Here is an 11,432-nt window from a genome sequence, read left to right on the forward strand (position 1 = left end):
GAGATGAGCAAGATCGCCCCGCTGAGCGGGTTCCCCGAGCTGCTGCCTGCGCAGCGTGCCGTCGAGCGCGAGGTCATCGCGTCGGTGTCGCGCACGTTCGAGCTGCACGGCTTCACCAACATCGAGACGCGCGTCGTGGAGCCGGTCGAGCGCCTGGCCAAGGGAGGCGAGGTCGACAAGGAGATCTACGTCCTGCAGCGGATCGCCGCCGAGCCCGACGCCAAGGCCGACCTCGGCCTCCACTTCGACCTCACCGTGCCGTTCGCCCGCTACGTCCTCGAGCACGCCGGGCACCTCGAGTTCCCCTTCCGGCGCTTCCAGGTGCAGCCCGCCTGGCGCGGCGAGCGGCCGCAGGAGGGTCGCTACCGCCAGTTCACCCAGGCCGACGTCGACATCGTCGGGCGCGACGAGCTGCCCTTCCACCACGACGTCGAGGTGATGTCGGTGATGGTCGACGCCCTCGGCCGGCTGCCGATCCCGCCGGTGTCGTTCCAGTTCAACAACCGCAAGCTCATCCAGGGCTTCTACCGCGGGCTCGGCATCGACGACGTCACCGACGCCATCCGGGTCATCGACAAGCTCGACAAGCTGCCTTCCGACGAGGTCGCGACGATGCTCGTGGAGCGCGTCGGTACGACGCCGGAGCAGGCGCAGCGGTGCCTCGAGCTCGCCACCATCCGGGTGGCCGACACGTCGTTCGTCGACCGCGTCCGCAGCCTGGGGGTCAGCGACGAGCTGCTCGACCAGGGGCTCGAGGAGCTGGCCGCGGTGATCGAGGGCTGCCGGGCCGTTGCCGGCGACCGCGTCACCGTCGAGGCCAACCTGCGCATCGCGCGCGGCCTCGACTACTACACCGGCACCGTCGTGGAGATCTTCATGGAGGGCTACGAGCGCCTGAAGTCGGTCGGCGGGGGAGGGCGCTACGACGCGCTCGCCAGCGACGGCCGTACGACCTACCCCGGCGTCGGCGTGTCCTTCGGCGTCTCCCGCACGCTGATCCCGCTCGTCGCCGACGGCGTGCTGTCGGGCAGCCGGCCGGTCCCGAGCGTCGCCCTCGTCGCGCTCAACACCGAGGACGACCGGGCGACCAGCACCGCGGTCGCCGCCGCGCTCCGCGAGCGGGAGATCGCGTGCGAGGTCGCCCCTGCGCCTGCGAAGTTCGGCAAGCAGATCCGCTTCGCCGAGCGGCGCGGCATCCCCTACGTCTGGTTCGTCCAGGCCGACGGCAGCCACCAGGTCAAGGACATCCGCTCGGGGGAGCAGGTCGAGGCCGACCCGGCCACGTGGTCCCCGCCCCCGGCCGACCTCCGCCCCACCATCATCAGCACCGCCACCAGTTCCACCAGCAACGAGGAGACAGACAAGTGATCCGCACCCATGACGCCGGCGCCCTGCGCGCCACGGACGTCGGCCAGACCGTCACGCTCGCCGGGTGGGTGGCGCGGCGTCGCGACCACGGCGGGGTCGCGTTCCTGGACCTGCGCGAGGCCAGCGGCGTGGTGCAGGTCGTCGTCCGTGACGAGGCCGTCGCGCACAGCCTGCGCAGCGAGTTCTGCCTTAAGGTGACCGGCGAGGTCGTGGCCCGCAAGGCCGGCAACGAGAACCCCAACCTGGCCACCGGCGAGATCGAGGTCGTCGCGACCGAGGTCGAGGTGCTCTCCACCTCCGACCCGCTGCCCTTCCCGATCGACGACGCGTCCGGCCACAAGGGCGGCGAGGTCGGCGAGGAGGCGCGCCTCAAGCACCGCTACCTCGACCTGCGCCGCTCCGGCCCCAACGCCGCCCTGCGCCTGCGGAGCAGGATCAACAAGGCCGCCCGCGACGTGCTCGACGAGCGCGCCTTCGTCGAGATCGAGACCCCCACGCTGACCCGCTCGACGCCGGAGGGTGCCCGCGACTTCCTGGTGCCCGCGCGACTCGCGCCCGGCAGCTGGTACGCCCTGCCCCAGAGCCCGCAGCTGTTCAAGCAGCTGCTGATGGTCGGCGGCATGGAGCGCTACTACCAGATCGCGCGCTGCTACCGCGACGAGGACTTCCGCGCCGACCGCCAGCCCGAGTTCACCCAGCTCGACATCGAGATGAGCTTCGTGGACCAGGAGGACGTCATCGAGCTGATGGAGAGCGTCCTCGAGGCGATGTGGGCGCAGGCCGGCAAGACGATCCAGCGGCCGATCCCGCGGATGACCTACGCCGAGGCGATGGCGAGGTACGGCTCCGACAAGCCCGACCTGCGCATGGGCCTCGAGCTCGTCGACTGCACGGAGTACTTCGCCGACACCACGTTCCGGGTCTTCCAGGCCGACTACGTGGGTGCGGTCGTCATGCCCGGCGGCGGCAGCCAGCCGCGTCGGCAGTTCGACGCCTGGCAGGACTGGGCCAAGCAGCGCGGGGCCAAGGGCCTGGCCTACGTCACGATCGCCGAGGACGGCGAGCTCGGCGGCCCGGTGGCCAAGAACCTCACCGACGCCGAGCGCGACGGCCTCGCGGCGCACGTCGGCGCAGCACCCGGTGACTGCATCTTCTTCGCGGCCGGCCCGGTCAGGAGCAGCCGGGCGCTGCTCGGCGCGGCCCGGCTCGAGATCGGTCGTCGCGGCGACATGCTCGACGACTCGCAGTTCGCCTTCACCTGGGTCGTCGACGCGCCGCTCTTCGAGCCCAGCTCCGACGCGGTCGCCAGCGGCGACGTGGCCGTCGGCGCCGGCGCCTGGACGGCCGTGCACCACGCGTTCACCAGCCCGAAGGCCGAGTTCCTCGACACCTTCGACACCGACCCCGGCAGCGCGCTGGCCTACGCCTACGACATCGTCTGCAACGGCAACGAGCTCGGCGGCGGGTCGATCCGTATCCACCGCGGTGACATCCAGAAGCGGGTCTTCTCGGTGATGGGGCTCGGCGAGGACGAGGCGCAGGAGAAGTTCGGCTTCCTGCTCGACGCGTTCAAGTTCGGCGCACCGCCGCACGGCGGCATCGCGGTCGGCATGGACCGCATCGTCGCGCTGCTGGCCGGCACCGACTCGATCCGCGACGTGATCGCCTTCCCGAAGTCCGGTGGCGGCTACGACCCGCTCACGGCCGCGCCCGCGCCGATCACGCCCGAGCAGCGCAAGGAGGCCGGCGTGGACGCGCGGCCCGAGCCCGCAGGCGAGCAGAAGGCGTCGACGGCCCAGGCCTGATCCACGCACGACAGGGGCGGTGACCACCGGATCGGTGGTCACCGCCCCTTCGTCGTGCGCGGCGTCCGTCGTACGCCGATCACGCGGGGAAGGACGTCCGCCGGACCCCTGCAGCCGCGCAGGACGTCCCGCATATCACGAGATCTTCCGCAGGTTTGCCGGGGGTTCTGGGTGAACCGGTCGTAACTGGATCGTTACGCGTCAGTGATCGTGCCTGCGTCACAGGTCACATAGAGTCCGATCCGGCGCCGACCCCGGGAGACCCCCGGAAGAGGCGCCGGGACAGTCCCGAACCAGATGGGGAGAGCATGTCGGCAGACACCGCAGGGCCGGAGACGCTGGGCTCGTTGAGCGACGAGCCCGAGCACCAGGATCCCAACAGCCAGCAGGCCAAGGAGATCGCCGGCAAGTCCCCGCTGCGCATCGCGCTGGGCCGTCTGGCCCGCGACAAGATCGCCGTCGTCTGCGCCGTGGTCGTGCTGTTCTTCATCATCTGCGCCGTCTTCGCCGGCCCGATCGCCCACCTCTTCGGCGTGAGCCTGGAGACCCCGCTCGCCAGCGAGCGGGTCGACGGGCTCAACAACAGCATGCCGAAGCCCGAGATGGGCCCGCCGTTCGGTCCGTTCACGTGGGACCACCCGATGGGTGTCGCCCCCGCACCGGCAACGACAACCTGGCCTACTGGCTCTACGGCTGCCGGATCTCGCTGCTGATCGCGGCCAGCGCCACGCTCGTGGCGAGCGTCGTCGGCGTGGTCGTGGGCCTGCTCGCCGGCTTCCTCGGCGGCATGGTCGACAAGATCCTGTCGTTCTTCATCGACGTGTTCCTCACGGTCCCGTTCCTGCTGGCCGCGCTGACCCTCGCCCCGATCCTCAACGAGCGGTTCGCCCTCTACGACAGCTACCCGACGATCCAGAAGACCAGCCTGATCATCGTGCTCTCGATCTTCGGCTGGATGGGCACCGCCCGCCTGATCCGCGGTGAGGTGCTCGCCCTCCGCGAGCGCGAGTTCGTCCAGGCCGCCCGGGTGATGGGCATGCCCACCTCGCGCATCCTGTTCAAGGAGCTGCTGCCCAACCTCGCGGCGCCGATCATCATCAGCGTCTCGCTCATGCTGCCCAGCTTCGTGGCGCTCGAGGCGGGCCTGGCCTACCTCGGCATCGGCGTGACCGACGGCGTGTCGTGGGGCCAGACGATCCTCCAGGCCGCGACCCCGACCTACTTCCGTGAGTACCCGCAGTTCCTGTGGCAGCCGTTGCTCGGCATCGTCGCGCTGGTGCTCTCCCTCAACCTGCTGGGTGACGCGATCCGCGACGCCCTCGACCCCAAGACCCGACGCTGAGCAGATCTCGGCCCAAGGTCGCAGTGCACGTCGCCGGAGACGCCGTCCTCGGTGAGAACAAAAACGAAAGGCTGGACAGCATGAAGCGGAACAAGCCGCTTGCACTCGTTGCTGGTGCTGCTCTTCTGACCCTCGCTGCCTGTGGCGGCGGGTCGTCGGACGACGGTGGCACCGGCTCGGGCACGCAGCGTGAATTCGGCGACCAGGAGGGTGGCACCAAGGACCCCGAGCGCACCGGACCTGCTGCTGACATCGAAGGCGCGGCCGCTGGTGGCACCATCACGGTGTACCTGCCGGGCGACCCCGGTCCCGACACGCTCGACCCCACCGCGGGTTGGTCCGTCACGGGCAACTCGATCCAGCAGGCGCTCACCAGCCGCTCGCTGACCCAGTACGCCCGCGACGAGAACGGCCAGCCCGTGCTGGTCCCGGACCTCGCGACCGACCTGGGCACGCCCAACGACGACTACACCGAGTGGACCTTCACGATCCGCGACGACGCGACGTGGGAGGACGGCAAGCCCGTCACCGCCGAAGAGGTCGCGTTCGGCATCTGCCGCTCGCTCGACTCCGAGGCGTTCCCCTCCGGTGCCGGCACCGAGTACTCCAAGACGTACTTCGAGGGTGCTGCGGACTACGAGGGCCCCTACACCGGCAAGGACCCGAACTGCGACAAGTGGGACGGCATCTCGGTCGACGGCCAGGACATCACCATCACGATGGCCACCCCGTTCCCGGACATGGACTACTGGGGCGCCTTCATGGCGATGGGCCCGGCCCCGCTGGGCAACGCCTCCAAGCCCCCGAACTACGGCCAGAAGCCGCTGTCCAACGGCCCCTACAAGGTCGACAGCTACAAGCCCAACGAGGAGCTCGTCCTCGTCAAGAACGACCAGTGGTCCGCTGACTCCGACCCGGCCCGTCACCAGTACGCCGACGAGTTCGTGTTCAAGTTCAACCAGGACCAGGCCAAGGTCGACGAGATCATGCTCTCGGACAACTCCGACAGCCAGACCGCCGTCTCGACCGGCCTCGGCTCGGACAAGTACAACGACGCCAACGGCCAGCTGGGTGACCGCCTGGTGCAGCAGACGTCGCAGTGTGTCTCCACGCTGACGCCGGACTACACCAAGATCACCGACATCAACGTCCGCAAGGCGCTCGCCTACGCGTACCCGTACGAGGACGTCTGGATCGCCGGCGGCGAGGTTCCCGGCGTGACCCGCATCCCGGCCAACTCGGTCATGCCCCCCGGCATGGCGGGCAAGAAGGACTTCCAGGTCGACGGTGAGCAGATCACCTACGACCCGGAGAAGGCCAAGGAGCTCCTGGCCGAGGCCGGCTACGGCGACGACAAGCCCTTCGACATCTCGATGATCTACTACGAGGTCGACCCGCTGGCCAAGGCCACGCAGGACCAGATCACCAAGGGCTTCGAGGCCTCCGGCTTCAAGGTCAAGGCCATCCCGGTCCAGGAGTCGCCCTACAACATCTGGCTCGACCCCGACAACAAGGTCAACAAGACGCTCAACCTCCGTGGCGTCAACTGGTGCTCGGACTGGCCCGCCGGTTCGACCATGCTCCCGCCGCTGCTGAAGGGTGGTGCCGTCTACAACACCGCCCAGTTCGACGAGGCCTCGGTCAACGACGAGATGGCCAACATCGCGACGCTGCCGCTCGAGGACCAGGCTGACGCCTGGGGCGCGCTGGACGAGAAGATCATGACGGACTACTTCCCGATCATCCCGACCGCGTTCCGCAACGACCTGTTCGTCTTCGGCACCAAGGTCGGCAACCCGACCGGCGACGGATCCATCGGTGCGCCGAACTACAAGGACCTGTTCGTCATGCAGTGATCCTGGTGCTCCCTCGCCACCCGGCCGATGCCGCGGTGGAGACCGGGGGAGCACCACGTAGTACCCAGTAGCAACCACTGACGGGTGGGGGCTCCCGGACCGGGAGCCCCCACTCGCCAGCCCGGACCTCCCGACATGGCGACGCAGTAGGCTGTCTGCCTGGGGATTCCGACTCATCCACCATCCCCGGAGAGTGACCTGCGATGTTCGCGTATGTCGTGAAGCGGCTGATCTCGGGAGTCCTCGTCGTGACCTTGGTCTCGATGGCGATCTTCCTGCTGTTCTGGTTCGGCCCCTCGAGTCCCGCGCAGCCCATCTGTGACCGTGAGACCAGCAACCGCTGCACGGCGGCGAAGCTGGACGTCTACGAGAAGACCCTGGGTTACAACAACCCGGTCTACGAGGAGTACGGAAAGTACGTCAAGGGCATCTTCGTGGGCCGCACGCTCACCATTGCCTCCAACGACTACGAGTGCTCCGCCCCCTGCCTCGGGGTCAGCTACCGAACCAAGCAGCCGGTCAAGGAGGAGCTGGTCTCGCGCATGCCCGCGACCTTCTCCGTGGCCATCGGCGGTGCGTTCCTCTACCTCCTGTTCGGTGTCCCCATCGGCGTCGCGGCAGCGCGACGACGCGGCACCGTGGCCGACAAGGCCCTGGTCTCGAGCTTCTTGTTCATCAGCTCGATCCCCTACTACCTCTTCGCGCTGCTGACCTGGCTCTACCTGACGATCACGTTCCAGGTGCCGGTCTTCAGCGACACCGGCTACTTCAAGCTCACCGACGATCCCGTGAAGTGGTTCACCGGGCTCTTCCTCGCCTGGGTGGCGCTCGGCATCTTCGGGTGCACGCAGTACACGCGATTCACGCGAGGAGCGATGGTCGAGGCCCTCAGCGAGGACTACATCCGCACCGCGAAGGCCAAGGGCCTGCCGGCCCGCACGATCGTCTACAAGCACGGACTGCGTGCGGCACTGGTGCCGGTCGTGACCATCTTCGGCATCGACTTCGGCACCCTGCTCGCCGGCACGATCTTCACCGAGCGGATCTTCGAGATCCAGGGCATCGGGTACTGGAGCCTCCAGGCCGTCCAGGGTCGTGACCTGCCGGTCGTCCAGGCGACGGCACTGTTCAGCGCCGTCGTCCTGATCATCGCCAACCTGCTCGTGGACGTCGTCTACAGCGTTCTCGACCCGAGGGTGAGGCTCTCGTGACCAGTGTTCCCATGACCCCGTCCTCCGCTGCGGCGACCGACCCCGAGGGCCCCTACCTCCAGGTCGAGGACCTCCGCGTGACCTTCCCGACCCAGGACGGTCCGGTGACCGCCGTGAGCGGCCTGACCTACTCGGTCGAGAAGGGCAAGACGCTCGGCATCGTCGGTGAGTCCGGCTCCGGGAAGTCCGTGTCGAGCATGGCCGTGATGGGCCTGCACGACGCGAAGTCGGCGAAGATCGAGGGCTCGATCCGCGTCGGCGGCACCGAGGTCGTCGGGCTGGGCGAGTCCCGGATGCGCGCCCTGCGCGGCAACTCGATGGCGATGATCTTCCAGGACGCCCTCGCGGCCCTGCACCCGTTCTACAAGATCGGCAAGCAGCTGGAGGAGGCCTACCTGGTCCACCACTCCAGCGCCTCCAAGCGCGACGCCCGGCGCAAGGCGATCGAGATGCTCGACCGTGTCGGCATCCCGCAGCCCGACCGCCGCGTCGACGACTTCCCGCACCAGTTCTCCGGCGGCATGCGGCAGCGCGCGATGATCGCGATGGGCCTGATCAACGACCCGTCGCTGCTGATCGCCGACGAGCCGACGACCGCTCTCGACGTGACCGTCCAGGCGCAGATCCTCGACCTGCTCCAGGACCTCCAGCGCGAGTTCAACTCCGCGGTCATCATCATCACCCACGACCTCGGCGTGATCGCCGAGATGGCCGACGACGTGCTCGTGATGTATGCCGGTCGGTGCGTGGAGTTCGGCACGACCAAGCAGATCCTCACCTCGCCGGAGATGCCCTACACGTGGGGCCTGCTGTCGAGCATCCCCGACGTCCACGCGTCGACCGACGCGCGACTGATCCCCATCCCCGGCAACCCGCCCAGCCTGCTGCGGCCGCCGTCCGGATGTTCCTTCCACCCCCGGTGCGTGCACTCCGACAAGGTCGCCGGCGACCTCTGCAGCACCGAGCGACCCGAGCTGCTGCCGGCCAGCTCCGGCACGGCGCACCTCAAGCGGTGCCACCTCGCCGACCCCGTCGGGGTCTACCAGACCGAGGTGCTGCCCGAGATCGCCCCCGAGCTCGTCCAGGAGACCCGATGACCCAGGACCCCAACGCCCGCGCCGAGATCGAGCCCACCGAGATCGGGGCGAACGCCGCCGAGACGGGGGAGCGTCGGCTTCGCGACGACCACGACGACCACGACGTCACGGCCGACCACGAGGCGCCGATCGCGGACCTCGACTTCGCGACGGTCGCCGAGCAGGGTCACGTCGCGGCCGCGCTCGACCCCGACGCCCCGGCCGTCCTGACCATCGACAACCTCAAGATGTACTTCCCGGTGAAGTCGTCGGGGGTCGTGCGACGCACGATCGGCCACGTCCAGGCCGTCGACGGCATCTCGTTCGAGGTCCCCAAGGGCGGCTCCCTCGGTCTCGTCGGCGAGTCCGGCTGTGGCAAGTCGACCACCGGTCGCCTCATCACCCGGCTCTACAAGCCGACCGGCGGCTCGATGATGTTCGAGGGCCAGGACCTGGCGAAGCTGTCCAACAGCCAGATGAAGCCGCTGCGCCGTGACGTGCAGATGATCTTCCAGGACCCCTACACCTCGCTCAACCCGCGGCACACGGTCGGCACGATCGTCGGTGCGCCCCTCGAGGTGCACAAGATCGTCCCCAAGAACAAGGTGCTCCCGCGCGTCCAGGAGCTGCTCGAGGTCGTCGGCCTCAACCCCGAGCACTACAACCGCTACCCCAACGAGTTCTCCGGGGGTCAGCGCCAGCGCATCGGCATCGCCCGGGCACTGACGCTGAACCCCAAGGTCCTCGTCGCCGACGAGCCGGTCTCCGCGCTCGACGTGTCGATCCAGGCGCAGGTGGTCAACCTGCTCCAGGACATCCAGACCGAGTTCGACGTGGCGTTCCTCTTCATCGCCCACGACCTCGCGATCGTGCGTCACTTCTGCCCCGAGATCGCCGTGATGTACCTCGGCAAGATCGTGGAGATCGGCGACCGCGAGACGATCTACTCCCACCCGCACCACCCCTACACCCAGGCGCTGCTGTCGGCCGTGCCCGACGTGAAGCAGGCCGCGGTGGGCGGTCGTCGCGAGCGGATCCGCCTCGAGGGCGACGTGCCGAGCCCGATCAACCCGCCGTCCGGCTGCCGGTTCCGCACCCGCTGCCAGTTCGCCCAGGAGATCTGCGCGAAGGTCGAGCCGCCGCTGCTCCAGATCGGCAAGCGGCACAAGGTCGCCTGCCACTTCGCCGGTGAGCTGGGCGCCCACCCGGCCACCCCGGTGACCACGGGGATCCTCGGCGTCGACGACCAGGGCAGCTCGATCCCCGGTGCCACGCCGACGACGCGGCTGTCGGTCCCGGGCTTCGAGAAGACCTGGTACGACCTGAAGACCAAGCAGACCGCCGGAGCCTGACCCGGGCCCTTCTGCCACCGCTGTCGGCGGGGCGGGAGATACTCACCGACGTGGACGGCTTGTTCGAGATTCCGGGCGCGGGGCAACCCGCGCCCGGAGTCGTACCCGGGGGAGGGTCGCTCGGCGCCAACACCCACGCCTCCGCGCCGCTCGCGGTCCGGATGCGGCCGCGCACCATCGAGGAGCTGGTCGGCCAGCAGCAGCTGCGCGCCGCGGGCTCTCCGCTGCGTCGTCTGATCGAGGGCGACCAGTCGATGTCCCTGCTGCTCTGGGGTCCGCCGGGCACCGGCAAGACGACGATCGCCGCCATCGTGAGCCAGCAGACCAGCCGCCGCTTCGTCGAGGTCTCGGCGGTGTCCGCGGGCGTCAAGGAGGTCCGGGCCGCGATCGACGGCGCGCGCGCCGAGCTGGTGCGCAGCGGCCAGGAGACGGTGCTGTTCGTCGACGAGGTGCACCGGTTCAGCAAGGCGCAGCAGGACGCCCTGCTCCCCGGCGTGGAGAACCGCTGGGTCACCCTCATCGCGGCCACCACGGAGAACCCGTTCTTCTCGGTCATCAGCCCGCTGCTGTCGCGCAGCCTGCTGCTGCGGCTGCAGTCGCTGACCGACGACGACGTGGCCGAGGTGATCGACCTGGCGCTCGTCGACGAGCGCGGCCTGGCGGGCGCGACCGGCCTCGACGACGACGCACGCGAGCACCTCGTCCGACTCGCGGGCGGCGACGCGCGGCGCGCGCTGACCTACCTCGAGGCGGCGGCCGGGGCCGCGGCCAGCAACGGGCTCGACGCGATCGACCTCGGCGTCGCGGAGACCGCCGTCGACCAGGCGGCCGTGCGCTACGACCGGCAGGGCGACCAGCACTACGACGTCATCTCGGCCTTCATCAAGTCGATCCGCGGCTCCGACCCCGACGCGGCGCTGCACTACCTCGCCCGGATGATCGAGGCGGGCGAGGACCCGCGCTTCATCGCGCGGCGACTGGTCGTGCACGCCAGCGAGGACATCGGCCTGGCCGACCCGACCGCCCTGCAGGCCGCCGTCGCGGCCGCGCAGGCGGTGCAGCTCATCGGCATGCCCGAGGCGCGGATCAACCTGGCCCAGGCCACGATCCACCTCGCGATCGCACCCAAGTCCAACGCGGTCATCGTCGGCATCGACGCGGCGATCTCCGACGTGAAGGCCGGCAGGATCGGCCTGGTGCCGCCCCACCTGCGCGACGCCCACTACGGCGGCGCGAAGGACCTCGGCCACGGCAAGGGGTACCGCTACCCCCACGACGAGGCCTTCGGCGTCGCCGAGCAGCAGTACCTCCCCGACGTCCTGGCCGACGCCTCCTACTACGTGCCGACCAGCCTCGGCGCGGAGGCCGGCGTCAAGGAACGCTGGGAGCGCATCAAGCGCATCGTCAGGGGCAAGGGCTGAG

Annotated in this window: 9 protein-coding genes; all 9 read left to right on the forward strand. The window is 69.3% G+C overall.

Annotated elements, in window-relative coordinates; genetic code table 11:
* The first annotated feature begins 3 nt into the window (after positions 1-3).
* Complete coding sequence (gene hisS, locus EUA93_RS15595) at positions 4-1,368, forward strand: histidine--tRNA ligase (protein ID WP_129400966.1); 1,365 nt, start codon at positions 4-6, stop codon at positions 1,366-1,368.
* A complete protein-coding gene (gene aspS / locus EUA93_RS15600) occupies positions 1,365-3,173 on the forward strand; it encodes an aspartate--tRNA ligase (RefSeq protein WP_129400967.1) in 1,809 nt (602 codons plus the stop codon). The genes hisS and aspS overlap by 4 nt, the downstream gene beginning before the upstream one ends.
* Positions 3,174-3,481: 308 nt before the next feature.
* Positions 3,482-3,886, forward strand: a complete 405-nt coding sequence (locus EUA93_RS15605) for a hypothetical protein (RefSeq protein ID WP_129400968.1) — start codon at positions 3,482-3,484, stop codon at positions 3,884-3,886.
* Positions 3,802-4,515 carry an ABC transporter permease gene (locus EUA93_RS15610; protein WP_129400969.1) on the forward strand — a complete coding sequence of 238 codons (714 nt, stop codon included), beginning with the start codon at positions 3,802-3,804 and terminating at the stop codon, positions 4,513-4,515. The genes EUA93_RS15605 and EUA93_RS15610 overlap by 85 nt, the downstream gene beginning before the upstream one ends.
* Before the next feature lie 80 nt (positions 4,516-4,595).
* Positions 4,596-6,371 (forward strand): ABC transporter substrate-binding protein, encoded by a 1,776-nt coding sequence (locus tag EUA93_RS15615; RefSeq protein WP_129400970.1) that lies wholly within the window; start codon positions 4,596-4,598, stop codon positions 6,369-6,371.
* 203 nt (positions 6,372-6,574) lie between these two features.
* Positions 6,575-7,582, forward strand: coding sequence for an ABC transporter permease (locus EUA93_RS15620; protein ID WP_129400971.1), 1,008 nt, complete (start codon positions 6,575-6,577; stop codon positions 7,580-7,582).
* An 11-nt stretch (positions 7,583-7,593) separates the two neighbouring features.
* Positions 7,594-8,679 (forward strand): ABC transporter ATP-binding protein, encoded by a 1,086-nt coding sequence (locus tag EUA93_RS15625; protein ID WP_129400972.1) that lies wholly within the window; start codon positions 7,594-7,596, stop codon positions 8,677-8,679.
* A 227-nt stretch (positions 8,680-8,906) separates the two neighbouring features.
* The gene (locus EUA93_RS15630) at positions 8,907-10,010 is read left to right on the forward strand and encodes an ABC transporter ATP-binding protein (RefSeq protein WP_129401288.1); all 1,104 of its coding nucleotides are present in this window, start codon (positions 8,907-8,909) and stop codon (positions 10,008-10,010) included.
* 50 nt (positions 10,011-10,060) lie between these two features.
* Positions 10,061-11,431 carry a replication-associated recombination protein A gene (locus EUA93_RS15635; RefSeq protein ID WP_242497402.1) on the forward strand — a complete coding sequence of 457 codons (1,371 nt, stop codon included), beginning with the start codon at positions 10,061-10,063 and terminating at the stop codon, positions 11,429-11,431.
* Position 11,432 lies beyond the last annotated feature (1 nt).

This window comes from Nocardioides oleivorans (assembly GCF_004137255.1).
Taxonomy (GTDB): domain Bacteria; phylum Actinomycetota; class Actinomycetes; order Propionibacteriales; family Nocardioidaceae; genus Nocardioides; species Nocardioides oleivorans.

Coding starts and splice junctions, on each gene's coding strand:
- hisS (WP_129400966.1), top strand. CDS start 4: ATGAGCAAGATCGCCCCGCTGAGCGGGTTCCCCGAGCTGCTGCCTGCG.
- EUA93_RS15615 (WP_129400970.1), top strand. CDS start 4,596: ATGAAGCGGAACAAGCCGCTTGCACTCGTTGCTGGTGCTGCTCTTCTG.
- EUA93_RS15630 (WP_129401288.1), top strand. CDS start 8,907: ATGTACTTCCCGGTGAAGTCGTCGGGGGTCGTGCGACGCACGATCGGC.
- EUA93_RS15620 (WP_129400971.1), top strand. CDS start 6,575: ATGTTCGCGTATGTCGTGAAGCGGCTGATCTCGGGAGTCCTCGTCGTG.
- EUA93_RS15625 (WP_129400972.1), top strand. CDS start 7,594: ATGACCCCGTCCTCCGCTGCGGCGACCGACCCCGAGGGCCCCTACCTC.
- EUA93_RS15605 (WP_129400968.1), top strand. CDS start 3,482: ATGTCGGCAGACACCGCAGGGCCGGAGACGCTGGGCTCGTTGAGCGAC.